Source organism: Myxococcus sp. XM-1-1-1 (assembly GCF_020037095.1).
GTDB classification, from domain to species: domain Bacteria; phylum Myxococcota; class Myxococcia; order Myxococcales; family Myxococcaceae; genus Myxococcus; species Myxococcus fulvus.
In genome coordinates this window covers 237,817-264,392 of record NZ_JAIQDH010000002.1, presented here as the reverse complement: position 1 = coordinate 264,392, position 26,576 = coordinate 237,817, and the positions used below count along the sequence as shown (strand labels likewise).

The window sequence follows — 26,576 nt, the reverse complement described above, 5'->3', positions numbered from 1 at the left end:
GGGAGCGGGCCACCTCCCACGCCGGCCCCTGCCTCACGACGAGGGGCCGACGCGCGGAGGGGCTGCATCAGCCGATGACGCCCTCGCAGGCGCAGAGGCTGGGGTTGCACACCGTGTTCGACGGGCAGCCGCCGCAGTCCGGCTTGCAGGCGCACGAGCAGGACGCCGCGTCCGGCTGCGCGGTGGGGCCGCAGTTCAGCGTCGTCGTGTCACACGCGCAGGCGCACACGTTCGGGTCGAACTTGTAGCCCGCCGCGCACGTGGCCGTCTGGACGCACGAGCAGCTGCACGTCGCCGTGTTGCACGACTCGTAGGTGCCGCACGTGCCACCGCAGTCCGGCGCGCACGTGAAGGAGCACACCGCCGGGTCCGTGTTGCAGACCTGGCCCGAGGCGCCGCCACCACCGCAGTCCGACGGGCACTCGCACTTGTCCGTGGTGCGGTTGCACGACAGCTTGCCGTCGCAGTAGTCGGCCTCGGTCGCGTCGTAGTACGGGTCATTGCGGCACGGGGGCGGCACGCCGTTGGGGTTCGTCGTGCGGTCGCTCCAGTAGCGGTAGGAGACCGCGGCCTGGGTGTTGTCCGCCTGCGGGCGGCAGCCACCGAAGAACGACAGCGTGCGGTTGATGCCGTCCACGTCGAAGCCGTGGGTGCGGCTGCGCGGCAGGTCCGCCGGCGTGGGGCACGTGGTGGGGTTGGCCACCGCGCCCACGGACACCTTCACCGAGGCGCCGATGGGCGGCTGCTGCGTGCGGTGACCCACCGACGCGATGACGCTGTCCACGATGCCGTTGATGGTCGTGGTGATGGAGCCCGCGTTGCGGATGGAGCCCACCACGCCGCCCGTCGCCTGGATGATGTCCAGGTGCTTCGGGTTGCGCGGGTCCTCCTGCGGGTGGCACCAGGTGGACGTGTCGTTGGTGGCCAGCTCCGGCGGGCAGATGATGCCGTGGACCTGGATGACCTGCCCCAGCGGGTTCCTCGTGGCCGCCGTGGTGCCCGTGCCCTTGAAGTACTGCTCGAAGATGGCGATGGAATCCGTCGAGTAGTCATGCGTGTCCGTCAGGATGACGACCACCACCTTCGCGCCGGGGCGAACCTTGGACGGGGACGACGTCCCGTCCGGCGCGAGCGGGCCGTTGAGCGCGGCCCGGGCCGCGTCCATCGGCTTCTCGCTCCCCCAGCCCTCCACGTTCACCCAGCAGCCCTGGTTGTTCGAGCACGTCGTGGCAGGCGTGCCAGCCGGGATGGTGACCCCGGAGCACTGCCCCCCGCTGCACGTGCTGTCGCTCGTCAGCCAGGCGCGGAACTGGTTCATGTTCGTGGTGAAGCCGCGCACGACATTGCGGTTGGCGTGGTTGCTGGCCGTGGAGGTGTAGCTGGTGGTGACCATCGCCAGGCGCCAGTCCAACGTGGAGTTGGACAGCTTGTTCGCCACGGCGGTGGCCGCGTCGGCCAGCGACTGCTGCGAGTCGCGCATGGAGCCGGAGTCATCCACCACGAACAGGAAGTCCACCACCGCCGCGCGCGTGCTGAACAGCTCGCACTGCACCGCGTCCGCGTCACCGAACTGCGCCAGCGACGAGCCGCCCGCCGTGTCCGTCAGGGCGAACAGGCTACCGGCCTCGTTGTAGCGGGACGTGGGGGTGATGGCGAGCACCACCAGCACGCTGTCGTTGGAGCGGTGGACGTACTGGCCCTGCAGGGTGAACGGACCGGTGATGCCCGCCGTGCCCGCGAGCGAGCCGGTGCTGTTGGGCACCATCGAGCGCACCAGCGTGTTGGTGAGGGCCTTCAGGTCCTGCGTGCCCGCCAGGGTGTAGCGCGCCGACAGCGCGGCGTAGCCGTCCCAGGTGGTGAACGTCTGGGAGACCTCGCGCGCCGCGGTGTTGAACGACGCGCCCCGGATGGCGGCCTCGTCGCCCGTGGGCGTGGTGGAGCCGCCCGCCTGGCCGCGCTTGTACGCAATCACCGTCACCTGCCGGGTATCGTCCCAGCCGATGACGCCCACCGTGGAGCCCGCCACGGTGATGTTGGTGAGGTTGGCGTCCTTGAAGGTGGCCGGCAGCGCGAGCCGGATGTCCGCGCCGTTCTCCTCCTTGAAGGTCACCGGGCGCAGGTTCGACGCGCGGCACGCCTGGCCCGCGGGGGTGTTGGGCGCGCCGTCCGCCGGGTTGTTCGGGTCCAGCTCGCCCGGGTCCACCTGGCCGTTCTGGTTCGCGTCCTCGGCGCCGTCGGCGATGCCGTCACCGTCCGAGTCGGGGTTGTTCGGGTTCGTCGTGCTGGAGGGCTGCGCGTCGCCGGAGTAGCCGCAGTCCTTGCGGGGCGCGTTGGCCGTCGTCACGCCGCGCTCCAGGCCGTCGCGCAGACCGTCGCCGTCCGTGTCCGGGTTGGTGGGGTCGGTCTCGTTGCCGTCCACCTTGCCGTTGCCGTTGGCGTCCTCGCCGAGGAAGCCGTCGCGGCCCGGGCCGTCCTGCAGACCGTCGCAGTCCGTGTCCGTCAGGCGCGGGTCGGTCTCGTTCGCGTCCACCTTGCCGTTCTTGTTCTCGTCCTCGACGCCGTCCGGCAGGCCGTCACCGTCCGTGTCCGCCTTGTTCGGGTCCGTGCCGGTGGCGATCTCCACCGAGTCCGGGATGCCGTCGAAGTCCGCGTCGGGGATGGAGGCGGCGCAGTCGCGCACCTTCGGGTCCGTCTCACCGGGGTCCACCACGCCGTTGCGGTTGCGGTCCTCGTCGCCGTCCGCGCACGAGTCGCCGTCCGTGTCGGGCTTGAGCGGGTCGGTGCCCATCTGGATTTCCAACCCGTCCTGCAGGCCGTCGCCGTCGGTGTCGCGCTTGCGCGGGTCCGTCTCTCCGGGGCTCACCGTGCCGCTCTTGTTCGCGTCCTCCACGCCGTCGGGGATGCCGTCGCCGTCCGAGTCGATGGCGTTGGGGTCCGTCTCACCCGGGTCGCGGCGACCATTGCGGTTGGTGTCCTCCAGACCGTCCGGGATTCCGTCGCCGTCCGTGTCCGCCTTCACGGGGGAGGTGCGCGAGTCCGGGTCCAGGTCCGCGCGGAAGGAGCAGTTCGGATCAATGCTGCTGGTGCGGCCGACCTCGACGCCGTCACGGATTCCGTCGCCGTCGGTGTCACGCAGGCCCGGGTCCGTCTTCAACCCACCGGGATAGACGTTGGCGAACTCCTCCGCGTCCGTCAGGCCGTCGCAGTCGGAGTCCTTGGTCGGGTTCTTCGTGTCGTTCACATCCGTGGGAACACGACCCGGGTCCGGGTCCGGGTCCGGCTCGACGCCCGCGTCCTCCGGCGGCGGCGGGCCCGCATCCGTGCCACTGTCCGGGTTGTTCGTCCCGCCATCGTCTGTGTTGTCGGGAGGGTTGGGGTCGGGGTCAGATCCACCGCAGCCGGCCAGCAACGAAGCTGACACGAGCACGCAGGCGATGAGCCGGGTGAGGGGCTTGCGCATCATTCGACTCCAGGGCCCTGACTCCGGGGGGGTATTGGATGAGCCAGGGGGAATCCGAAGTCTATGAAGAGTCGGGCCCTCGGGTCAGCGTCTATTCCCCTGCGTACGAGTTTACCGTCGCTCTTCGTATGCTCTCTGTTCACCGTCATGGACGGATTGCCGCGTGACTGTTTGCGAACAGTGTTCGCGCCCTGGGAGGCGTCGGTTATCGTCTCTTTCGTGCCTGTCTTCGGTCTCGCGGCGTTGTGGAATGGAAGGGCCTCGCCCGAGCTCGCGGCGGCGGTGGTGGAGGGCTTGGGCAAGCTGTTGCCTACCGCGCAATCGATGCAGCTCGTGGTGGCGATGCAGGCCGAACAGGCCGGCGTGGAGCTGAAGGTGGAAGCGCCGGGCTATCCGCGCGCGTCCGTCGAGCAGCTCGCGGATGAGGTGAAGAAGAGCGGCGGGACGTTCGTGGAGTTGTGGCGTCTGCCCAAGGCGGAGCGGGATGCGTTCCGCAACACCACCTTCGCGAAGGGGCGCACGTTCGGAGGCGACGAGCGCGCCCTGGCGGCGCGCACGCTGGCGCAGCACGTGAGCGCGCTGGCTCCGCGGCCGGAGCCCGCCGCGGAGCCCGCGACGCCCCCCGCGCCCGCGCCCGTCGCGACGCCGGAGTCGGAGGAGGACCCGCGCAAGGTGCCCGCGGCGCCGCCGGGCAGCCCGCAGCGGCGGGGACGGCGCTTCGCGGTGCGGCTGGAGCTGGCGTTCCGCACGGAGCTGGACTTCGTGCGCGAGCACGCGCTCAACATCTCCAACGGCGGGTTGTTCGTGCGCACCGCGCACCGGCCTCCTCCCGACAGCGTCGTCACGGTGGACGTGACGTTGCCCAACGGCGAGCACCTGCAGGGCGAGGCGGTGGTGGTGCACGTGGTGGATGACCCGTACAACGGCGGCGTGGGACTGGCGTTCCTGAGTGACGACGCCACCTTCTCGCGGACGCTCGACGGCTATCTGGCGAGCCTGGTGGGTGGGGCGGGATAGGGCATGGACGTGGGGGGAGAAGAGCACTGGCCGCGCGACTGTGGTCGCTTCGAGCTGCTGTCGCGCCTGGGGCGCGGCGGGATGGCGGAGGTGTTCCTGGCGCGGGTGAAGGAGGGGCCGCGCGCGGGGGAGCAGGTGGCCCTCAAGCGCGTGCGTCCCGAGCGCGCGCATGACGACGAGGCGCACGAGCAGCTGCTCCATGAGGCGGAGCTGGCCAGGTGCCTGCGCCATCCGCACATCGTCGGCTTCGTCGAGTACGGGGAGCTTCGCGACGGCGGCTATCTGGCGCTGGAGCTGGTGGAGGGGCCGGACCTGGGGCGGGTGCTGGCGCAGTGCCGCAAGCGGCGCATCGAGCTGCCCATCGACATCTCGGTGCTCATCGTCCGGCAGGTGTTGGAGGCGCTGGCGCATGCGCACCAGGCGACGAGCACCACGGGGCGTCCGCTGGGCGTGGTGCACTGTGACGTGTCGCCGCACAACGTGCTGCTGTCGCGGACCGGTGAGGTGAAGCTGGCGGACTTCGGCGTGGCGCGCTCGCGGGCGGGGATGACGCTGGACGCCCGGCGGCTGGGCAAGCAGCACTACCGCTCGCCGGAGCTGCTCGCGGGCGAGGTGTCCGTGGCGGTGGACCTGTGGGCCACGGCGGTGTTGCTGTACGAGCTCTTGTCGTTGGAGTCGCCCTTCCCCTCCGGGCCAGGAGAGGAAGTGGAGTCCGCCATCCGGGGCGCGCGGGTGAAGCCCGTGCGGCTGCATGTGCCGGAGGTGTCGGACGCGCTCGCGTTGGTGTTGGACCGGGCGCTGGCGCCCCACCCCGCGCAGCGCTTCGGCTCCGCGGAGCAGTTCGCGCGGGCGCTGTCCTCGCTGACGGATGACCGCGTGGCCACGCCCCTGGCCGTGGCCGCCGTGGTGCGCGGCCTCATGGGCCCGGGGGCTTGAGGGCTCAACGCCCGGTTACTGCAAGGGCAGCGTTCCCTGTGGCGTCCCCGAGCGTCCCACGTCGACGATTCGCTTGAGGAAGCGCTCACGCTGGGCGGCGTCATCCACGTTGATGACCCAGTCCGCGGCCTTCGACAGCACCAGCTCCGCGGCGCCGACAGCGGCCTGATGGCCTCGCGTCATCACGTAGGCGATGAACAGGGGGCGCTTGTCCAGGTTCGCGCTCCGGAACAGCTCGCGGAAGGCGAGGAACTCCTGGCTGATGTCTCGCAGGTCCTCTTCGAGCTGCGAGCGAGTCCCGACGATGGGCTCCATCAACAGCAGTTCCTGTCGCCCCTCGACGAACTGCGAAATCTCCTGGGCCGCTTTCGCATGCGTACTCGGCAGGAGGCTGGGTGAGTAGCGCCGCTGGACGAACTGGCCCACCTGCCACTGCTCGAGGAAGCGTTGCCCCAGCGTGTCCCGGTGAGGTCCTCGTGGCACGGTCTCGCGGGCATCAGCCTCGTTCGCGGGCTTCTGGGGGAGCAGATGCTTCTCCACCCAGGCGCGAGGATTCGTCACCTCCTGGGGCAGCAGAAGCTCCTCTCCGAGCCGGGCCAGCGGGCTGACCTCTCCCGAGGGGAGGTCGAAGCGCGTGGGGCTGGCCAGCGCATCGAGGATGGCCAGCATTGCGAAGTGCGACTTGCGTCCGCCGATACAGCCGGGCGCGGGCAGCCACGGGGAGCGCGCGAACTCCACCCGGGCTCCGCTCTCCACGAGCGCACCAATGGTGACCTTCGCCCCCGAGAAGGGGTCCGGCACGTAATGTACGAGACGGATGCGAGTCATCACCGGATTGCTCCAACCACCTGGATGTAGCGCTCGACGAGCTGTGTGGCCTGCTCCATGCGCCTGGAGAGCGCCGAGAACAGTAGGTCGCTGCCCGACTCCCCGACAAGCATGCAGCTTTGCTGGACGCATTGCCGCAACATGACGGAGCCCGCCAGCTCGGCTGCCCTCTTCGCGGCCTTGTAGGCGCCAACCTCCAGCAGCCCTACAGGAAGGCCCCGGGCCAGATTGGGCTTTTCTGGAATCGACAGGCCCGCATCGGAGAAGTCCTGGGGATAGCCCACCAGCGAAGCCCCAGCGTCGATGGCCCACGCCCAGACGTCCAGCTCATCCCCCATCGAGGTCAGGAGGATGTTCTTCGCATGGCGGTCATGGTTGTGGATGAGCGCATCGAGCGTGAGCATGGCCCCGAGTCCTTCCAGGTTCTTGACGAAGTGCGCGTGCGCACCATTCCAGTGCAGCGGCGAGGAAATCAGCGCGCTGAGCCACCCTACCTCGGCGCCCGGGCCCTTGAAGAAAGCCCCGTGAGGCTGCGGAACCCCCAGCGCGTTGCCCAGGTACCAGCCGACGAGCTCCGCCAGCAGTTCCTGCCAGCCCATGTCGACCTTGCGCACCCAGGGACGGCCGAGCGGGTCCTTGAAATAGTCCGCCCCGCTGGTGTGCTCCACTTCGACATGGGCGACATGCATGCCGCCCGTGACGGTCTCGAAGCACACCTCGACGCCGGCATCCCCGAGGAGGTCTTTCGACTCGCGCATCTGCCCCACCCCCATGGAAACAGCCCACCACCAGGACTCACGCGAGTCGGCGCACCTCGGCGAACGGAATCCCCAGGTCGCCCTCCACCACCAGTCGGCTGCGGCCGCCGCCCTGCTTCACCACGCGCACCTGGACGCCGATGCGCTCGGCCAGCCCCGAGACGTGGGAGATGATGCCCACCTGTCGGCCCGTCGCCTGGAGCGCGTCCAACGTCGCCAGCGCCACCTCCAGCGTCTCCGGGTCCAACGTCCCGAAGCCCTCGTCGATGAAGAGCGTCTCCACCTGCGTCGTCTCCGACGACAGGGAGGCCAGCCCCAACGCGAGCGCCAGTGACACGAGGAAGCTCTCGCCTCCAGACAGGCTCGCCACGCCGCGCACCTCGTCGCCCATGTCCCCGTCCACCACCTGCAGGTCCAGGTCGTGCCCCGGTACCCGCATCAGGCGATACCGTCGCGCCAGCTCCTGAAGATGCGCGTTGGCGTGGAGCAACAACGCGTCCAGCGTCAGGCTCTGCGCGAAGACCTTGAAGCGCTTGCCGTCATGCGAGCCGATGAGGTCTCCCAACACCTTCCACACCTCACCCGCCCGCCGCAGCTCCGCCAGCGCCTGCGCCTCGCTGCCGTGACGCGCCCGCGCCGCGTCGTCCGCCTCCAGCTTCGCGCGCAACATCGCCTCCGCCCGACGACGGACCTCCACGTCGTCGCGCAGCTGCGCCCGCGCCGCGGAGGCCTCCTCCTCCGACAGGCTCGGCGGTCCACCCTGCTCGTGGGCCGTGTGACGCTCCCGCCGCTCGTCGCGCACCGCGCGGGCCTGGGCCTGCGCCTCGCGAAGCACCGACAGCGCCCGGGCCTCCGCCTCACACCAGGCCGCGTCGTGCGCGAGCAGCGCCTTCACCACGTCCAGCGAGAGGCCCTGCGCCGACAGCCTCCGCTCGAGTTCCATCCGCGCGGCCTCGCGCGCTTCCAGTGCGCTCGCGAGGCCGCGCACGGCGTCCTCCAGGCGCGCCAGGGTGACGCTCTCCGCCTGTCGTGAGGACTCGGCCGCCACCCGCGCCTGCTCGTATGCGGCCATGGCGGCGTCCAGCTTCGCTCGCAGCTCCGCGCGGACCCCCTGCGTCGGACGGCCGCCGAGCAGCGCCGCGCGGGCCCGGGTCGCGTCCGCGCGCGCCTGTTCCTTGAGCGCCGCCCGGGCCGCGTCGTCCTCGGCGCGCCGGGTGCTCGCCTCCAGCTGTCCCTGCGCGCGCGCCCGCTGCTCCTGCTCCTGCTTCTCGAGGGACTTCGCATCCTCGACGAGCTTCTCCCGCTCCTTCCACATGGAGACGCGCTTGCCGCACTTCTGACGGAAGTCCGCGGGCGCCGCCTCCAGCTTCGCTTCCCACCCCACGTCGGACGCGAAGATGGGCCCCACGTCCGCGAGCACCTGACGCACCACCACGTCGGCGGCCTCGACTCGCGCCAATCCCTCACGCAGCGCGCTCTCCGCTCGCGTGAAGGCTTCTTCCGCGCGGCGAAGCGCATCGACGGCGACCTCGCGGCGGGAGCGCTGCGTCTCGAGCGCCGCGCGGGCCTCGCGCGCCGCGCGCTCCAGGCCTTCCGCGGCCTCCTCCTCCGACTTCAATGCAGCGAGCCGCGCCTGGACTCGCGCGACCGTGGACTCCAGCCAGGTCCCGGCCTCGACCGAGGCGCCTGCCTCCGGAGGCATCGCCGCGCCGGACGGCTCGGTGGACGACGAGCCTTCAACCGGAGACCCGTCGCGCAATGGCTCAACTCGCCGCCACTGCTCACGACCGCGCCCCCAGGCCGCGCCGTGCTCCGCGCACTGGGCCTTCGCGCTGTCACGCCGCGACTCGGACTGGGACATCCGCGCTCGCGCCTCGGCCTGCTTCGCGCTCGCCGCAACCTCCGCTCGCGAGCACTCGGCCTGCTCGGCCTCCAGCGTCTCCACGCGCGCGGCTGACTGCGCCACCAACCCGTCGAGCGCCGGCAGCTCGTGCCGATACGGATGCTCCGTCGCACCACACAGCGGACACGCCTCGCCCTCGCGCAAGAGCGCCCGCTGCGCCGCATGGCCCTGCGTGGCCTGCGCCACCGACAGCGCCCGCCGCGCCTCCTTCAGCGCCGCGTCACCCTCCAGCCGACGCTCCGCCGCCCGACGCACCTCCACCGCCGCGACCTCCACCTCCCCACGCGCCGCCACCGTCTCCTGCTCCGCCCGTCGAGCCTCCGACTCCGCCGAGCACAAACCCTGTCGCGCCGACTCCAGCGCCCGCAGCGCCTCCCGCCTCGCCAGCAGCGACTCGCGCAGCACGCGCCGCTCCACCGCCGTGCCCTCTCCCAACGCGGCCTCGGCATGCGTCGCCGCCGCCTGCGCCCGCGCCTCGGCCTCCGCCGCCGCGTCCCGCTCCCGCGTCCTCAGTCGCGTGGACTCCCGCAGCCGCTCCACCTCCGCGCGCTGCGTCTCCACCTGCGTCCGCGCCGCGCTCCCCTCCCCCAGCGCCACCTCGTACCGCTCCAGCTCCCGCTGCCAGCGCGGCCACTCCTTCGCCAACGCCTCCCAGTGGGCCTTCTCCACCAACCACGCCCGCGCCGCTTCCCCCTTCGCCCGCGCCTCCTCCTCCCTCGCCGCGACCTGCTCCAACGTCCCCCGCGCCTTCGCCTCCTCCTCCCGCGACGCCTTCGCCCGCACCCGCGCCTCGTCCGCGTCGCGCGCCGCCGCCTCGCACCGCGCATCCAGCGCCGCCGCCTCCTCCAACGCCGGAGTCGCCTCCTCCTGCGCCGTCCGAGCCGCCGCCCGCGCCTCCTCCGCCCCCTTCAACACCCCCACCGCCTGGAAGGCCCGAGCCCTCGCCGCCTCCACCTCCTCCGCGCGCGCTCGTCGAGCCGCCTCCGCGTCCTCCCATCGCCGCCCCGCGACCTCCGCCGCCGTCACCACCTCCCGGAACGACTCCGCCGCGCGCACCTCCTCCAGCTTCCTCGCCCGTGGCGCCGCCGCCTCCAGCGCCTGCGCCGCCCGGACCTCCTTCTCCTCCGCCTCTCGAAACGCCCGCACCAACGCCGAGCGCTCCGCATGCCACGCCGCCGCGCCTTCCGCCTGCTGGAGCCGCGTCTCCACCTCCGCCCGCGCGCGCGCCTCGTCGACGAGCCGCTCCTCCGCCGCCCCGCGCTCCTGTGCCTCCATCAGCACAATCGCCGCCAGCCCCTGCTCCCGCTTCGCCAGCGCCTCCTGCTCCGCCTTGTTCTTCTCGTGCGCGCGGATGGACAGCCGGCTGTACACCTCCGTGCCCGTCATCCGCTCCAGCAGCTCCGCGCGCTCGCTCGCGTCCGCCTTCAAGAAGGCCGCGAACTCTCCCTGCGCGAGCAACGCCGAGCGGCGGAACTGGTCGAACGACAGCCCCAGCCGCTCCTGGATGGCCACCAGCACCTCGCTTTTGGTGCGGCCGAACTGCTGCCCCGAGGCCACCTCCGTCAGGCTCATCTCCTGCGGCCGGAACCGGCCCTCCGCCCGCCCGCGCGCCCGCCACACGTTCCACCGCGCCCGGTAGCGCTTGCCGTCCTTCCCCTGGAAGTCCACCTCCGCGAAGCCCTCGGCCGCGCCCCGCCGCAACATGCCGCGCACGTCGTACGCCGACAGCCGCGCCTCCTCCTCCTCGTCCGCGCGCCCCACCGGCACGCCGCCCCGTCCCCCCAACCTCGGCGTCCGGTCGAACAACGCCAGACACAGCGCATCCAGGAGCGTGCTCTTGCCCGCCCCCGTCGCACCTGTAATCGCGAACAGCCCCAGCCGGTCGAGCGGAGGCCGGTCCAGCTCCAGCTCGAAGTTCCCCGCGAAGCTCGTCAGGTTGCTGCCCCGGATGCCGAGGACCTTCATGACGCGTCCTCCTGCACCTGCGTCAGCAGCGTGTGGAACGCCTCCAACAACCCCTCCGTGGGAGGCTCCTCGTAGTCACGCGCATACCGCGCCCGGAACACGTCCTCCGGCGTGCGCTCACGGAGCGACAGCCCCGGCCGCGCCTCCGCCAGCGCGCCCCCTGTCCCCGTGTACGCGGGCGTCAGCTTCACCAGCCGCGCCGCGCGTCCCTCGAGCGCCTTCTCCACCTTCAGGCGCAGCGCCGGCTCGGGCCGGGGCAACGAGACGCACACCTCCAGGTAGGGACGCCGCCAGTCCGGCACGCCCTCCTCCATCGCCGGCAGCGCCTCCAGCAACCCCACCACCTCCTCGAGCGTCGCCGCGTCCCGCGCGGGCACCCGCACCATCTCCGCCCGACGCGGCACCGGCACCGGCTCCACGCCCTCCAGCACCCCGTCCTTCAAATCCACCACCAACACCTGATGGCGATAGTTCGCCTCCGACAGCGACAAGGGCAGCGGGGAGCCGCTGTAGCGAACGCCCTCGCGCCCACCCACGCGCTGCGCCTTGTGCAGGTGCCCCAGCGCCGCGTACGCGACGTCCTCGGGGAACAGCTCCACGGGCAGCGCGTGCTGATTGCCGCCGAGAATCTTCCGCTCGCTGAGCTCCGACAGCTCCGAGCCCGTCATGTAGCAGTGCCCCATGGCCACCAGCGCCTGCCCCGGCCGACGCCGGAGCCGCGCCGCCTCCAGCACCTCCTCGTACACCGCCCTCACCCCCGCCACGAGCCTGTCCCCGACCTCCTCGCGCACCGGCGGCAGGTCCGAGGGCCTCAGGTACGGCACCGCCGCCACCCACGCGCCCACGTGCCCCTTCGCGTCGTGCACCGGCACCAGCAGCCGCTCCAAATCCAAGACCCCACCCGCGCGCGGCAGCCCACCCACCACCTTCACGCCCAACGCCGCGAACAGCGGGTCCGGCGCATCCAGGCGCGCGGCCGAGTCGTGGTTGCCACCGATGACCACCACGTCCAGCCGGGGCAGCCGCCGGCGCGCCTTCGCGATGAACTGGTACCACGCGGCCTGAGCCTCGGCGCTGGGGTTGGCGGTGTCGAAGATGTCGCCGGCCACCAGCAGCGCGTCCACCGCCTGGGCCTCCAGCGTGTCCAGCAGCCACTCCAGGAACGCGCCGTGCTCCGCCTCGCGCGAGACGTCGTACAGCGTGTGTCCCAGATGCCAGTCCGACGTGTGCAGCAAGCGCATCCCGCGTTCACCCTCCCTCACCCCACGGCACTCGGGCTGGCCGGCAGCCTCCTTCAGGGAAGCCATCCGCTCCAAGCGCCGGGCGCCTGCTCCCTTACACGCTCCCTCTGACATGTGCCCAGGCCGCTGCAATTCCAGGGGGTTGCCGAGCCACCCGGCCCCGCGAGTCTGGAAGACACGGAAGAACCCGCTGGGGAGACTGGCCCGCCAGGTCCCGGACGGAGATGCTTCGCGCCATGTCCTCCGAGCACGCCCCGTACCTCATGCTCGCGCTGATGGTGCTCATCGCCCTCGGCATCATCGTCCTGGGAGCCCGGGAGAAGCGCCAGCAGCGGCAGGCCTGGCGCATCTTCGCCACCCGTCAGGGCTGGACCTTCAGCCAGGCCAGTGACGTCCTCGAGGTGCAGGGGCTCTACCGCGAGCAGCAGCTCTCCCTGCTCACCGAGAAGCACGGCACCGGCAAGGGCGCCCGCTTCGTCACGGTGCTGCGCCTGGAGCTGACCGACGCCCTGCCCCAGGAACTCCAGCTCGAGACGGAGACCGTCGGCGACAAGTTCCTCAAGCTCTTCGGCAAGGTGGACGAGGAGGTGGGCGACGCGGCGCTGGACGCGGCCCTGAACCTGCGCGACCTCTCCCCCAGGACCCGGGAGCTGCTCCTGACACCGTCCCTGCGCGAGCCCCTGCTGCGCGCCCACCGGCACTACCACCGCCTCTGCATCATCGCGGGGATGCTGGAGGTGGCGAAGGAGGGCGTGCCCACCTCTCCTGAGGACCTCGAGGCCCTCGTCGCGCCCGCGCTCGCCCTGGCGGACGCCCTGCATCTGTCCACCGGGCAAGCGCTCCCACCGCACTCGCGACGACGCGCTCAGTCCTGACGACGCCTGCGGCGCATCAGCGCCAGCGCCGTCAGCGCGGCCCACGCCAGCGAGCCCACCGGCGCGCTGCCGCACGAGCAGCCACTGTCCTCATCCGAGTCCGGCGGGCTCATCCCGCCATCGGAGCCCGTGCCTCCGTCCAGCCCCGTCCCCGCATCCGGCTGTGAGCCCGCGTCGGGCTCCTGCTGCGGGACCAGCGTGCAGTCGCCCTCGCCCACGCACACCTTCACCTCGACCTGGTGCCGCTGTCCCGAGGTGTCCACCACGGCGAAGCGCACCAGGTGTCCCCCGGGCGAAAGCTCCGTCGTGTCCCAGCGGTTGTGCTCGCCGCCGAAGTGGAAGTGGTTGTCCGTGCGCTCGTCGACGTAGCGCTGCACACCATCCACGAAGAACTCCGCGCGCGTGCAGCCCACATCATCCTGGCAGTCACCGTAGAACTCGGCGCCCGCGCCGGACACACGCTCGTCCGCGGTGGGACGCGTGAGGACGGCGACGGGCGCGTCGTCCTGCTTCACGGTGACGGTGAAGGACTGCGTCGCCTCGGGCGCCACGTTGTTGGCCACGCGCACGGTGACGGCCTCGCCCGTGGTCGACACCGCGGTGGGCGTCCAGGTGATGAGGCCGGTGGCCGCGTCGATGGACATGCCCGTCGGCGCGGTGGTGAGCGAGTACGTCGCCGCGGGCCGGGCCCTCGCCTCCACGTCATAGCGATACACATTGCCCACCACGGCCTGTGTCGGCGCGGTGGAGGTGATGATGGGGGCCAGGTCCTCGTCGTCCACCTCCGTCGCCGTCACGGTGCGCGCGTCCAACCCCGAGCCCACCACCGAGAAGAGCGCGACGCCGTCCTGGTTGTCCGCGTCGGCGGCGGCCCGCAGCGTCACCGTCTGGGGCGCGTTCCAGTTGCTCGCGTTGAAGATGAGCGAGCCCCCCGACTCCACGGTGAGGTCCGCATCGCCCGAGGCGCGGCTGACGGTGACGGTGACGGTGCGCGAGGGCTGGCGCGTCAGCGACACGTCGAACGTGGCCGTGCCGGCCTCGGGGACCGCGACGTTGCTCGAGGAGAGCACCAGCTGCGCGGAGTTGTCCTCGATGGTGGTCGCCCGCACGGACTCGGACGTCAGGCCGCTCGACGCCACGGTGAAGGTGGCGGTGTCCACCTCGTTGTCCGCGTCCTCCAGGGCGTCAATCGTCACCACGCGAGGCGTGCTCCAGTCCCGCGGCGTGAAGGTGAACGTCGCCACGCCGGACACGCGCAGGTCCGAGCTGCCACCCGGCGCGCGGAACACGTCGACCACCACGGACGTCGTGGGAGCCTCCGCCAGGCCCACCGTGAACGTCGCCTTCCCACCCTCCATCACGCGCGGGTACAGGTTCGTCACCACCAGGCGCTGACCCGTGGTGGTGGGGACGATGCGGCGCAGACGCCCACCCGAGACACCGATGGTGTACAGCGCGCCGTCCGGCCCCACCGAGGCATCCACGTACGACGTGAAGCTGGTCCCCCAGAGGTCCACCGTCGCCACGGTGTTGTCCTGGGCCAGCGTGGCGCGCATGAAGGTGGATTCGTTGTAGTCGCCGAAGAAGTAGTTGCCGCGGTACTCCGGCGCAAAGAGCGTGGCGTCGTAGAACACGCCGCCGTTCATGCAGCCGCCCAGCCGCTGGGTCTTCGCGGTGCCGCCGCCACTCGTGGCATCCGGCAGGCCCGACTGCGCGACAGTCACAGTGGTCACGCTGGGGACGCTCGCGACGTAGAAGTCCCCGTTGAACGAGGCATCGCCCACCCCTTCGAGCGTGAGCTTCTCGCCCTTGCGGAAGCCGTGATTGCCCGTGGTGGTGAAGGTGGTGACGCCGCCCGCGCGCGCGGCCCCGGTGGCCGTGAGGGTGCGGGTGTCGAAGCCGTTGGTGCGGTACTTGATGACCGGGGTGATGTAGTCGTTGCCGGCCGGCTGGTTGTTCTCGTAGTCGTTGTAGCCGGCGTGCCCGCGCCGGGGCACCACGAAGGTCTGCTCGTAGCCGGTGCCCACCACGTTGACCCACAGCTGGCCGGTGCTCGGCTGGAACGTCAGCGTGAACGGATTGCGGAAGCCGCGCGCCCAGATGTACTCGTTGTTCGGACCGACGCCATCGTTGAACGGGTTGTCGTTGACCGGCGTGCCGTCACGGTTCGCCCGGCCCACCTTCGCCGCCAGCGACGTCAGGTCCGCGTCCACGCCCGTGCCGTTGCCCAGGTCACCAATCGCGAAGTACAGCTTGCCGTCCGGACCGAAGCCGATGCCGCCGCCATCGTGGTTCTCTCCACGGGTCGGCAGCCGCGAGACAATCACCGTGCGCGCCGTGCCCACGCCGTTGACGTCCGTGTAGCGGACGATCTGCTGCTCCGTCGCGGACACGGTGACGAAGACATAGACGTAGCGGTTGGCCACGTAGTTCGGGTCGAACGCGATGCCGATGACACCGCACTCGCTGTTGGTATGGACCGCGGGCTCCGTCGCGAACAGGCGCGTCACCAGCGTGGTGTTCCCCGGCTGCGTCTCCGGGAGGCCGTCCTTCAGCGAGACGACCCGGATGGGACCGTTCTTGAGGGTGATGAACAGGCGGCCCGAGCCATCCGGCGCCCACGCCATCCCCGTCGCCTGACTCAAATCATTGGAGGTGTAGACAGTCTCGACGAAACCCGAGGGGACCGCGGCCCAGACGGGCGCCGCCAGGAGCAGGAGCAGGGGGACGAGTTGGCGCATGTGACGGGAAGATACCGCACACGTCGTGCAGCCCTGCTCGGTCATCCAGACGCAGGACACCCGAGCACTCCGCCCCACCGAATCCTTTCAGCGAGGCTGTGCCATCCAACCCCGGGCGGTGCCATCCACCTACCAGTCGGTCCCGGTGACGCGATACATGACGGCCGAGCTCAACGGACAGTCGAACAGTCTCTCGAAAGCGCGGGCGCGCGAGAGCAGCAGGCGCTCGGCGGGGCTGTGCTTGCGCACACTCACCCAGCGCGGCGACAGCGCGCGCAGTCGGTCGAGATACACCCCGTCGTTCCCCTCGTGATTCACGTACTCGACGCGGTTGCGCAAATCCCACGTCCAGTACTCACCGAGGAACGACGTGGCGCTGTCGTACGCCACCACGTCACCGGGCCGCAGCTCCCGCTCACGCAGGCGCGCCGCCTCCGGCGTCCACAGCCAGCCCATGCGCATGCGCACCCGGTCCTCGTCGCGCAGGGACGGGTCCGCGCGGCGCCCCATCGTGGGCAGCACCTGATACCCCACCGAGGCCTTCGCATAGGACGCCACGCAGAGGAACGCCGCGAGCGCGGACAAGAGGACCTGGAGGTAGCGCGTCCCCACCTGACGGTGCAGCACCGCGAAGGCGACGAGCCCCGCCGCGGGCAGCCCCAGCGTGAAGCGCCCCCACCACGCCGCGGGCACCAGCACGGACAGGCCCGCGAGCAACGGCAGCGCGAGCCGCGACAGTCGCTCCCGACTGAACACCGCCGTGGCGCTCACCCACAGGAGCGCGGGCAGCAGGAGGTACGGGAAGAGCCAGCCGAAGGCGCGCTCGCGCACGTCCGGCCAGTACATGCCCTCCGGCGCGGTCCAGCTGCGCACCATGCGCTCGAAGGCGCCGGGCGCGCCGAAGAAGGCGGGAGGGCCCGCGATCTCCTCCGCGCCGATGGGCCCCTCGAGCTCATGCCCGAGCACCTTCATGCGCGCGGGCCAGAAGGGGTTGCCCGTGCGGACCGAGTTCTCCACGTACGTGGGCGCCCCCATCCACAAGAGCAGGAGCAGCGCGAGCCCCGTCTGCCCCAGCACCCGCCCTCGCGCCCCCTTCGCCGCGCGCAGCACGAGCGCGCCCCTGACGAGCAGCAGCGGCGACACGAGCGCGAGGTGGAAGAGCCCCGTCACCTTGGTGCCCGCGTACAGGCCGAGCGCCAGCAGCGTCAGCGTGCGAGCGGTGGGGCTCCAGTCGCGCTCGGTGAGGAAGTAGAAGGCCGTGATGAACAGCGCGCCCGCGACGACGTCCGCGTGCGTGGTGTGGAGCTGGAGGGCCACCGCGGGCAGGGCCAGCCACATCGCGCCCAGCGACGCGGACAGCGCGGGGCTGGCGCTCGCGCGACGACAGAACGCGGCCACGGTGAGCGCGCCCAGCAGGCCGAAGGGGAGCTGCGCCAGGTCCTCCAGTCGAGAGTGATGAGGCAGCAGCACGTGCCAGACGGAGAGCAGCTCGGTCAGCTCGGGGTAGCCGTTGACGTACCAGACCGACGTGTCCACCCAGGTGATGCGGCCCGTCTGCACCGCGTAGCTCGTCTTCGGCGTGTGGTACCAGACGACGTCCCAGGCCCAGTTGGGGAAGTGCCACGCGATGGAGCCGGAGACGATGAGCGCGCACGCCGCCGGCAACAGCGCCCACGCGGCCAGCTCCTGACGCGCGAGGATGTCACGCCACAGCCGCACCGGCGCCGTCACATCCGACACGAGCCGAGAGCGCAGCTCCGCGAGCCCCACCCTCCGCACGCTCCAGCCGAGCATCCCGCCGTGGAGCGCGAAGCCCACCAGGGCCAGCTGGAGTCGACCGAGCTGCCCCACGAGCCCCAGCGCCTGCACGCTGGTGAGGACGCTCGCGGTGCCGAAGAGGAGCGCGGCCATCCAGCGCTCCAGCGTGGAGCGCTCACGCAGGAGCGCCGCGGACAGGGCCCACGCGGCGGCCACCGCCCATGACGTCTCCAACGCCCAGAGCACCCAGCCCATGCGCGGCTCAGCCGTTGGCGGACAGCGTGCGCTCGTACAGCCCGCGCACCCGCTCCGCCAGCTCCACCGGGTCCTGTCCCAGCGACTCGGGCGGCAGCGGCGGCAGGACGCGCACGCGCATGGAGGCGCGGGCATTCAGCCACGGGCCGTCGCCCTCGAGCAGCTCCGTGGTGCCCTCCACCACGACGGGCACCACGGGCACGTGCTCCTCCACCGCGAGCTGGAACGCGCCGCGCTTGAAGGGCAGACGCTGGCCACCCTTCGCGTACGTGCCCTCGGGGAAGATGAGCACGGGCATGCCTCGGCGCAGCCAGCGCCGGCACGGGTCCAGGAGCTGATGCATCGCCTGCGACGAGCCGCGGACGATGGGCACGTACGCGAGCAGCGTCATCATCCAGCCCACCAGCGGCAGCGAGAACAGCGACGCCTTCGCCACGAACTTGTACGGGTGGTACAGCCCCATGACCGCCAGGATGTCCATGGCGGACTGGTGATTGACCACGATGACGCAGGGCCCGGAGGGCAACAGCTCCTTGCCCTCGAAGCGCGTGCGCCAGAACGGCGACACGTGCAGCCACAGCCCATGGCACCAGTGACACACGAGCCAGTGCAGCATCCGGCGGTCCTTGTCGACCGGATAGGTGACCAGGAGCAGCAGCGCCCCCAGCGTGAAGAGGATGGGCGCGGTGGTCAGGAAGACGAGCCAGAACCAGACGGTGATGACGTACTTCATCGCGGAGGGCTCATGGGTGCGTGCTCGGAACGGGGGCGCATCGGCTCACCGACATAGCGCGACCCGGCTGGCACATACAGCAGGGACCTCCAGCGCATGGGATGACCCTCCGACAGGCGGGCAGCCAGCCGGCGAGGGACGACGATATCCCGACCAGGCCTCCGCGCAGCACCCGGGACTCGGACAGGCCTCCTCGCGGAGGACCGGGTCCGCCGTCGGCTGGAGGCGGCGTCATCCGTCCCGGGCCGCAAGCGTGCACGCGCATCACTCCGCCCAAGCCCGACAACTCCTGCCTGGGCCGAAGCACAGGCAATGGCGGCGCGAGGATAACAGCCATGGCGAGGGTGCCCTCCGACTGTTAGAGCAGGCCCCTGGGGAGCGCTTTCGAACGCTCCAGACGTCACGCGCACGTCACTGCGCGCACTCTGGCTTGCCGCGAGGCGACGAGGGGGGCGTAAGGTGGCCGCCCACGGCAGTCACATCGAGGAGGCAGCGGAATGGACGCGCAGGGCCTGCACATCGAGACGCATCCCCGAGAGGGAGACCCGCTGCTCAGGGCAACGAGACCGGACCCCTGCACGGTGGTGCTGTTCGGCGCGACAGGGGACCTGGCGCAGCGCAAGCTGTTCCCCGCCCTCTTCGAGCTGGCGCGCGCCAACCTCCTGCCGGACCACTTCTCCGTCGTCGCCTTCAGCCGCTCCACCCTGGACAACGACGCCTTCCGTCAGCACGTGAAGGAGGGCCTGAAGAAGTTCGCGCGCACCCAGCCGCTCGACGAGGCCACGTGGCAGAAGTTCGCCCCGCGCCTGGAGGGTGTCTCCGGCGCCTATGACGACCCGGCCGCCTTCGCCCGCCTGCGCGAGAAGCTGGAGCAGGTGTCCCAGCAGCAGGGCACCCAGGGAAACCAGCTCTACTACCTGGCCACGCCCGCCTCCACCTTCCCCCAGATCCTCCACGGGCTCGCCGAGGCGGGGCTGCTCAAGCGCGAGGAGCGCCCCCACCAGACGCCCTGGCACAGGCTCATCATCGAGAAGCCCTTCGGACGGGACTTGGAGACCGCTCGCGAGCTCAACCGCGAGCTGGCCGCGGTGCTCGACGAGAAGCAGATCTTCCGCATCGACCACTACCTGGGCAAGGAGACCGTCCAGAACATCCTGGTCTTCCGCTTCGCCAACGCCATCTTCGAGCCGCTGTGGAACCGCAACCACATCGACCACGTCGAAATCACGGCGGCCGAGCAGATTGGCGTGGAGGGCCGCGGCGGCTTCTACGACGAGACGGGCGTCATCCGGGACATGGTGCAGAACCACCTGCTCCAGGTGCTCGCGCTGTGCGCCATGGAGCCGCCGGTGTCCTTCGGCGCGGAGGACATCCGCGACGAGAAGAACAAGGTGTTCCGCGCGCTGCGTCCGGTGGAGGGCAAGGAGGTGTCGCGCTCCGTGGTCGCCGGACAGTACGAGGGCTACCTGGGGGAGAAGGGCGTGAAGCCCGACTCGCGCACGCCCACGTATGTGGCCATGAAGCTGAGCGTCGACTCGTGGCGGTGGGAGGGCGTGCCCTTCTACCTGCGCGCCGGCAAGGGGTTGAAGAAGCGGCTGACGGAGGTGTCCATCCACTTCCGCTCGGTGCCCATCGGCCTGTTCTCCGGCGAGGGCGCCACCTGCCAGCGCCTGCAGCCCAACGTGCTCACGCTGCGCATCCAGCCGCAGGAGGGCATCGCCCTCTCCTTCGAATCCAAGGTGCCCGGTGAGGACGTGAACATCGCGGGCGTCACCATGGACTTCAACTACGCGGAGAGCTTCAACAAGCCGGTGCCGGAGGCATACGAGCGGCTGCTGCTCGACTGCATGCGCGGCAACGCCACGCTCTTCGCCCGGCAGGACAGCGTGGAGCAGGCCTGGGCGTACGTGACGCCCATCCTCCAGGCGCTCGAGTCCGGCGAGGGCGGGACACTGCACCCCTACGCGACCGGGAGCATCGGGCCGCAGGCCGCCTCCGCGCTGCTGGCCCGCGACGGCCGCCGGTGGACGCTCCTATGAGCGCCCTGCCTCCGCGCGTCGTGCCCCCGGAGTTGCTGGCCCGCGAGGCCGCGGAGTGGATGGGCCGCGCGCTGCAGACCTCGCTGGCGATGAAGCGGCGGGCGAGCCTGGCCCTGTCCGGTGGCAGCACCCCGGCGCCGGCGTACCGCGAGCTGTCGCGGCTGACGCTGCCGTGGGAGCGGGTGGACCTGTACTTCGTGGACGAGCGCTTCGTGCCGCCGGACCATCCGGACAGCAACTACCACCTGGTGGAGGAGTCGCTGGTGGGGCCGCTGCGGCTGTCGCCCTCGCAGGTGTTCCGCATGGAGGGCGAGCGCGAGGACCGCGAGGCCGCGGCGAAGGACTACGAGGCGCGCCTGCCCGATGTGCTGGACGTGGTGCTGCTCGGCATGGGGGAGGACGGGCATACGGCCAGCCTCTTTCCCGGCCACCCGGCGCTGGAGGAGCAGAGCCGGCGCGTGTTGTCCGTCGTGGGCCCCAAGCCGCCGCCCTGGCGGATGACGCTCACGATGCCGACGCTGTTGGCGGCGAACGCGGTGCTGATACTGGTGGCGGGCGCGGGGAAGCGAAAGACGGTGCAGCGGGCGCTCGGGCGGGATTCCGCGCTGCCGGCGGCCCGGGTGACGAATGCGCAGTGGATGATGGACACCGCCGCCGCGGGACGGTGAGCGGGCCTTGTCGGAGGAATCATGAGTGCGGCAGCGAGCGCCCAGACGGGCGCGCAGTTCGGCGTGGCGGGCATGGGAGTCATGGGCGCGGCCCTGGCCCTCAACATCGCGGACCATGGCTTCCGGGTGGCGGTGTGGGACCGGCATGCGGAGCGCATCGACGAGATGCACCAGCAGCACGGGCATCCGTCGCTGAAGGGCTTCGCGTCGCTGGAGGACTTCGTGAAGGGGCTGGAGCGCCCCCGGCGAATCCTGCTGATGGTGACGGCGGGCACGGCGGTGGACCAGATGATGGAGCGGCTGTTCCCGCTGCTGTCGCCGGGCGACGTCATCCTGGACGCGGGCAACTCCTGGTTCCAGGACACGCGGCGGCGCGAGGAGCTGTGCAAGTCCAAGGGCCTGCACTTCCTGGGCGTGGGCGTGTCCGGCGGCGAGGAGGGCGCGCGCCACGGCCCGTCCATCATGCCCGGCGGCCCCCCGGAGGCGTACGCGCTGGTGAAGCCGGTGCTGGAGGCCATCGCCGCGCGCACGGACGAGGGCCTGTGTGTCACGCACGTGGGGCCGGATGGCGCGGGCCACTTCGTGAAGATGGTGCACAACGGCATCGAGTACGCGGACATGCAGCTGCTCGCGGAGACGTACGACGTGCTGCGCCGGGGCCTGGGGCTGTCGGCGGAGGGCGTGGCGGAGCTGTTCACGAAGTGGAACCAGGGCATCGCCGAGTCCTTCCTCCTGGAGACCAGCATCAAGGTGCTGCGCAAGAAGGACGCCGAGACGGGCAAGCCGCTGGTGGACCTGGTGCTGGACAAGGCCGGGCAGAAGGGCACGGGCAAGTGGACGGTGCAGGTGGCGCTGGACCTGGGCGTGCCGGTGCCCTCCATCGCCTCCGCGCTGGACGCGCGCAACCTGTCCTCGATGAAGGACCAGCGCGTGGCGGCGAGCCACAAGCTGCCGGGGCCTGGGGCCTCGCTGTCCGCGGAGGAGAAGGCGGACCTGGCGGCGTGGGCGCATGACGCGCTGTACGCGGCGCGGGTGGTGACGTACGCGCAGGGCCTGCGGCTCATCCAGGCCGCGTCCGACGAGTACCAGTGGAACATCTCCCTGGCGGAGATGGCGCGCATCTGGCGGGGCGGCTGCATCATCCGCGCGAAGCTGCTCACCCCGCTGCGCGAGGCCTTCACGAAGCAGCCGGACCTGCCCAACCTCCTGGTGTCGGACGCGTTCGCGCCGGTGCTCGAGAAGCTGGCGCCCGCGTGGCGCAAGCTGGTGGGCACGGCGACGAAGGTGGGCATCCCCGTCCCCGTGTTCAGCGCGTCGCTGGCGTACCTGGACAGCTACCGCAGCCCGGAGCTGCCGCAGAACCTCACCCAGGCCCAGCGCGACGCCTTCGGCGCGCACACGTACCAGCGCCGGGACAAGCCCGACGCCGGCTTCGTGCACAGCGACTGGAACAGCTAGGAGGGCTCGCCCGCCGGGACGTCATCGTCGGGGGACGGTGACTCCCGGGGCCCGGTGCGCACCGGCGAGGCCGTGTTGCCGATGGCGGTGCGCTCCACGCCCGAGAAGGTGGCGAAGGCCCACCACGCCAGGTTGAACCAGTCCGGCGTGGGCAGCTTCTTCGTCGCAATCACCTTGGCCGCGCCCGCCACCGCGAAGCCCAGCGACGCGAGCGAGCCCAGGTCCACCTTGCCTCCCGTGGCGCGGAGCACCTCCACGTCCAGCCCCTTCACGAAGCGGCTGGTCGCGAGCGCCACGTCGCTGCCCATCGCCAGCGCCTCCAGCAGCACCTCCTCCTCGGGCGCCTCCTCGCCCTGGCGCACGACGAGGTCCACGCCCGTGAGCCTCCGCACCATCGCGAGCACGTCCTCCAAATCAAGAGCGTCCGCGTCGTGGAGGACCAGGACGCTGCCGGTGAAGGGGCGCACCTCCACCTCGTCCACGCCGCGGATGCGCAAGAGCCCCTCGGCGAGCTCGTTGGCCACCGAGCCATGCTCGCGCAGCCACGGGAGCCTCAGCCGCACGCGGCCGGGCAGGACATGGACCACATAGATGAAGCGCGACACGGGCAGCCTCCTCAGGCCTCGGCCTGGCCCTGCGGGTGACCGTTCGCGGCCCGCCGGGCCCGGGCCTTCGCCTCGGCCAGCAGGTCCTCCAGGTCCTCCTGCCTGATGGCGGTCCTCGACATCACCATGTCGCCGAAGCGGTAGGCGGCGGTGGCCAGCTCCACCAGCAACGGGCGCAGGTGCTTGCTCAACATCACCGAGCCGGCGCCAGCGGTGTAGCCCAACAGGAACGACGGGAGATGGAACGTCATGGGGAAGCCTCCGCGAAAGCGGGGATGAGGAAGGGACGACGATGCGCCGCGCCCCGGGGGACGCGGCGGGAGAGACCGTGAAGCGCCCCGGGCAGCGCCCACCCCACCGCCACCCCACCGAGGGTGAGCCACGACGGCGTGGGCAACCCCAGCACGGCGCGCAGCGGGGGCACGGTGAGCGCCAGGGCCTGCATGGCCACCGCGCCGCCCACCCATAGCGTGAAGCGCCCGGAGTCCAGCGAGCGCCCCCGAGCCCCGGTGCGAGGCGCCCGACACACCGAGGCGTACCCGAGCTGCGCGGCGGTGAGCATCCCGAAGGCCAGCGGCGGTCCGCCCAGCACCAGGCCCGCGGCGCCCACGCCCGCCAGCAGCAGCGCGTCGCGCACCACCCGCCGCGACATGTCGCGCGTCAGCAGCGGCGCGTCGGGAGGCGCGGGCGGCCGGTCCAGGATGTCCGCGTCCCCCGGCTCCAGCGCCAGCGCGAGCCCCGGAAAGGTGTCCGTCAGCAGGTTGAGCCAGAGCAGCTGCATCGGAGCGAGAGGCTCGCGGCTGCCCACCAGCGAGGCGCCCACCACCAGCGCCATCTCCGACAGGTTGGTGGCGAAGAGGAAGCGCAGGGCGCGGCGCAGGTTGTCCTGGACGATGCGCCCCTCGCCCACCGCGTGGAGGATGCCGCGCAGGTCCTCGCCCGCCATGACGATGTCGGCCATCTGCCGGGCCATGTCGCTGGAGCGCGCGCCCACCGCCACGCCCACGTCCGCGGCCTTCAGCGCCGGCGCGTCGTTGACGCCGTCGCCCGCCATGGCCACCACCTCGCCACGCGCGCGCAGGGCTCGCACCAGCGCCATCTTGTCCTCGGGCGCCACCCGCGCGAGCACCGCCACCCGGTCCAGCCAGTCCCCGCGCTCGGCCCCGGCCAGTCGCTGGGTCAGCTCCTTGCCCGTGAGCGTCTCGCCTCGCAGGCCCACCTCGCGCGCGACGGCCTCGGCCGTGTGCCGCTGGTCCCCCGTGAGGATGATGGTGCGGATGCCCGCGACGCGGGACTGACGCAGTGTCTCCTCGGCCCCCTCACGCAGCGGGTCCCTGAGGCCCATGAAGCCCACGAAGGTGTAATCGCCCTCCGGCGCTCCCACGTGCCTCGCGTCCACGCGTCGCCAGCCCAGCGCGAGCACCCGCAGGCCCTCCCGGGCCAGCGCGCGGTTGCGCTCGAGCAGGCGCTCGTGTCCCTTCGGGCCCAACGGGCCTTTCGAGTCACGGGAGCACAGCCGCACCACCTGCTCCGGCGCGCCCTTGATGAACGCCACGCCGCCGCCCGGCGCGTCGTGCAGGCTCACCACGTAGTGGATGCCATTCGTGCGCTCCAACAGGCGACGCCGCGGGAAGGCCTTGCGCAGCGCCGCACCGTCCAACCCCGCGGCGTGCGCGGCGGTCACCAGCGCGCGCTCGGTGGAGCTGCCCGCGATGATGACCTCGTGCCCGTTGCGGTGCACGTCCACGTCGCTGTTGAGCAGCGCCGCGGCGAGCGCCAGCGTCGGCGCATCCTCCAGCACCGCCTTCGGCTTCGCGCGCAAGGAGGCGAGGTCCACCGGGCCCGCGCCCACGTCCAGGACCTCCAGACACATGTCGTTGCGCGTGAGCGTCCCCGTCTTGTCCGTGCAAATCACCGTGACGCCGCCCAGCGCCTCGGCCGAGGACACGCGGCGCACCACCATGCCGCGCGCATGCAGGCGTTGCATCGAGCGCACCAGCGCCGCGGTGGCGACGATGGGCAGCCCCTCCGGGAGCGCCGCCACGCCCAGCGCCACCGCGCCCCGCAGCACCTGTCCCATCGGACGTCCGCGCGCGAGCCCCACCACGCCGGACATCGCCGCCGCGCCCACGGAGAACAGCGCCACGCGCTTGTCCAGTCGCTCCAGCTTGCGCGACAGCGGCGTGGGCGGCGAGGCCGTCTCCTCCACGAGCTTGCGCACCCGCGCGAGCGCCATGTTCCCGCCCGTGGCCACGACGACGGCGCGCCCATGTCCCGACGCCACCACCGTGCCCGCATGGAGCATCGAGTGACGCTCGGCCAAGGGCGCGTCCTCGGCCACCGGCTCCGCGCCCTTGGCCTGTGGCTCGCTCTCGCCGGTGAGGGGCGCCTCGTCCACGCTGAGCCGGTGCGCCTCCAGCACGCGCGCATCCGCGGGGAGCACATCTCCCGCGCGCACGAGCAGCACGTCCCCCACCACCAGGTCCGCCGTGGGCACGGCCTGGAGGACACCGTCGCGCAGCACCTGCGCCTGTCCCGCCTCCAGCCTCTGCCAGGACGCGAGGAGCGACTCGTTGCGCCGCTCGATGCGATAGCCGATGCCCGCGTTGAGCCCCACCACCGCGAGGATGGCCGTCGACTCCAGCACGTCTCCCACGAGCGCGGACGCCGCCGCCGAGCCCATCAACAACCCCATGGGCACGGTGGCCACCTGCGCGCGCAGGAGCGACCACCGCGAGCGCGGCGGCACGCCCGCCACCAGGTTCGCCCCCTGACGTCGCAGCCGCGTCGCCGCCTCCCTTCCGGACAGGCCGTGCGCGTCCGTCCCGCTCCGATGCAGCGCCTCGTCCACGCTCAGCGCGTGCCACGCCACCTCGTCACGAGACGCGGAGACCGGCGCGGGACGCCGCTCGCGCGCGACAGCGGGCCCGGTGTCCTCGGGAGTCTCCTTCAAGCGCGTGAGCAGCGGAGCGTCGGGGCCGTAGCGCACCAGCACCCGGCCGCTGCGATGCTCCGCCTTCACCTCCTCGATGCCGGGCCAGGTGTGGAACGTGCGCTCCAATCGACGTCCCAGGTGGCGGTCACCCAACAACCCCGGCACCACCAGCCGGAGCCGGCGCGAGGCCACGGCGTGCCGAGCCACGCTCGCGGGCGCCGCCCTGCCATCGATGAGGAACACCACCATCCGCCACACCCCCGGAGGGCCCAAGGTGAGGGCCCACGCCCCGCGCGGCCATCCGACGGGGCGTGCGTATCCATGCACGGCACCGGACAGTCGCGAGGGGAGCACGCCGGTCCGCCAACAGCCCGCAGCACCCAGGGGCCCGCACGCGTCAC

17 protein-coding genes are annotated in these 26,576 nt (G+C 71.6%); 6 read left to right on the top strand and 11 right to left on the bottom strand.

What is annotated here, in order from left to right; translation table 11 throughout:
* Positions 1–67: 67 nt before the first annotated feature.
* On the bottom strand, positions 68–3,460 hold the full coding sequence (gene cglD, locus K8640_RS05165) for an adventurous gliding motility lipoprotein CglD (protein WP_223746468.1): 3,393 nt from the start codon (positions 3,458–3,460) through the stop codon (positions 68–70).
* Positions 3,461–3,679: 219 nt separating this feature from the next.
* On the opposite strand from cglD, the gene K8640_RS05160 reads away from it, so the two are divergent.
* Both K8640_RS05160 and K8640_RS05155 read left to right on the top strand, forming a co-directional pair.
* Entirely contained in the window at positions 3,680–4,477 is a 798-nt protein-coding gene (locus tag K8640_RS05160; protein WP_223746049.1) for a TIGR02266 family protein, read from the top strand.
* 3 nt (positions 4,478–4,480) lie between these two features.
* Entirely contained in the window at positions 4,481–5,413 is a 933-nt protein-coding gene (locus tag K8640_RS05155; RefSeq protein WP_223746048.1) for a serine/threonine-protein kinase, read from the top strand.
* Positions 5,414–5,428: 15 nt separating this feature from the next.
* Here K8640_RS05155 and K8640_RS05150 read toward each other — a convergent pair whose 3' ends face one another.
* From K8640_RS05150 to K8640_RS05135, 4 genes are read right to left on the bottom strand one after another with little or no spacing between them, the layout of a single operon-like run.
* Positions 5,429–6,241, bottom strand: a complete 813-nt coding sequence (locus K8640_RS05150) for a hypothetical protein (RefSeq protein ID WP_223746047.1) — start codon at positions 6,239–6,241, stop codon at positions 5,429–5,431.
* Positions 6,241–6,999 carry a hypothetical protein gene (locus K8640_RS05145; RefSeq protein WP_141331874.1) on the bottom strand — a complete coding sequence of 253 codons (759 nt, stop codon included), beginning with the start codon at positions 6,997–6,999 and terminating at the stop codon, positions 6,241–6,243. Before K8640_RS05145 ends, K8640_RS05150 begins: the two co-directional genes overlap by 1 nt.
* Before the next feature lie 37 nt (positions 7,000–7,036).
* A complete protein-coding gene (locus K8640_RS05140; RefSeq protein WP_223746046.1) occupies positions 7,037–10,867 on the bottom strand; it encodes an AAA family ATPase in 3,831 nt (1,276 codons plus the stop codon).
* Positions 10,864–12,108 (bottom strand): exonuclease SbcCD subunit D C-terminal domain-containing protein, encoded by a 1,245-nt coding sequence (locus K8640_RS05135; protein ID WP_223746045.1) that lies wholly within the window; start codon positions 12,106–12,108, stop codon positions 10,864–10,866. The genes K8640_RS05140 and K8640_RS05135 overlap by 4 nt, the downstream gene beginning before the upstream one ends.
* Positions 12,109–12,344: 236 nt before the next feature.
* Here K8640_RS05135 and K8640_RS05130 point away from each other — a divergent pair, with 236 nt between their 5' ends.
* Positions 12,345–12,983 carry a hypothetical protein gene (locus K8640_RS05130; RefSeq protein ID WP_223746044.1) on the top strand — a complete coding sequence of 213 codons (639 nt, stop codon included), beginning with the start codon at positions 12,345–12,347 and terminating at the stop codon, positions 12,981–12,983.
* Here K8640_RS05130 and K8640_RS05125 read toward each other — a convergent pair.
* From K8640_RS05125 to K8640_RS05115, 3 genes are all read right to left on the bottom strand, one after another.
* Positions 12,974–15,724 carry a PQQ-dependent sugar dehydrogenase gene (locus K8640_RS05125; protein WP_223746043.1) on the bottom strand — a complete coding sequence of 917 codons (2,751 nt, stop codon included), beginning with the start codon at positions 15,722–15,724 and terminating at the stop codon, positions 12,974–12,976. The two genes, K8640_RS05130 and K8640_RS05125, sit on opposite strands and share 10 nt — an antisense overlap.
* Before the next feature lie 129 nt (positions 15,725–15,853).
* Positions 15,854–17,737: a hypothetical protein gene (locus K8640_RS05120; protein ID WP_223746042.1), complete on the bottom strand. Its 1,884-nt coding sequence runs from the start codon at positions 17,735–17,737 to the stop codon at positions 15,854–15,856.
* Between the two features lie 7 nt (positions 17,738–17,744).
* Positions 17,745–18,470, bottom strand: coding sequence for a lysophospholipid acyltransferase family protein (locus K8640_RS05115; RefSeq protein ID WP_223746041.1), 726 nt, complete (start codon positions 18,468–18,470; stop codon positions 17,745–17,747).
* 497 nt (positions 18,471–18,967) lie between these two features.
* Between K8640_RS05115 and zwf the strand changes: the two genes are divergently transcribed.
* From zwf to gndA, 3 genes are read left to right on the top strand one after another with little or no spacing between them, the layout of a single operon-like run.
* A complete protein-coding gene (zwf, locus tag K8640_RS05110; protein ID WP_223746040.1) occupies positions 18,968–20,509 on the top strand; it encodes a glucose-6-phosphate dehydrogenase in 1,542 nt (513 codons plus the stop codon).
* On the top strand, positions 20,506–21,177 hold the full coding sequence (gene pgl / locus K8640_RS05105) for a 6-phosphogluconolactonase (RefSeq protein ID WP_223746039.1): 672 nt from the start codon (positions 20,506–20,508) through the stop codon (positions 21,175–21,177). The genes zwf and pgl overlap by 4 nt, the downstream gene beginning before the upstream one ends.
* A gap of 21 nt (positions 21,178–21,198) precedes the next feature.
* Positions 21,199–22,635, top strand: a complete 1,437-nt coding sequence (gene gndA, locus K8640_RS05100) for an NADP-dependent phosphogluconate dehydrogenase (RefSeq protein WP_223746038.1) — start codon at positions 21,199–21,201, stop codon at positions 22,633–22,635.
* On the opposite strand, the gene K8640_RS05095 is transcribed toward gndA, so the two are convergent.
* Genes K8640_RS05095 through K8640_RS05085 form a run of 3 tightly spaced genes read right to left on the bottom strand, consistent with a single transcriptional unit; the run spans position 22,632 to position 26,424 of the window.
* On the bottom strand, positions 22,632–23,240 hold the full coding sequence (locus K8640_RS05095) for an HMA2 domain-containing protein (protein WP_223746037.1): 609 nt from the start codon (positions 23,238–23,240) through the stop codon (positions 22,632–22,634). The genes gndA and K8640_RS05095 overlap by 4 nt on opposite strands.
* An 11-nt stretch (positions 23,241–23,251) precedes the next feature.
* Positions 23,252–23,491: a hypothetical protein gene (locus K8640_RS05090; RefSeq protein ID WP_141327577.1), complete on the bottom strand. Its 240-nt coding sequence runs from the start codon at positions 23,489–23,491 to the stop codon at positions 23,252–23,254.
* A complete protein-coding gene (locus tag K8640_RS05085; RefSeq protein WP_223746036.1) occupies positions 23,488–26,424 on the bottom strand; it encodes a cation-transporting P-type ATPase in 2,937 nt (978 codons plus the stop codon). Before K8640_RS05085 ends, K8640_RS05090 begins: the two co-directional genes overlap by 4 nt.
* Positions 26,425–26,576 lie beyond the last annotated feature (152 nt).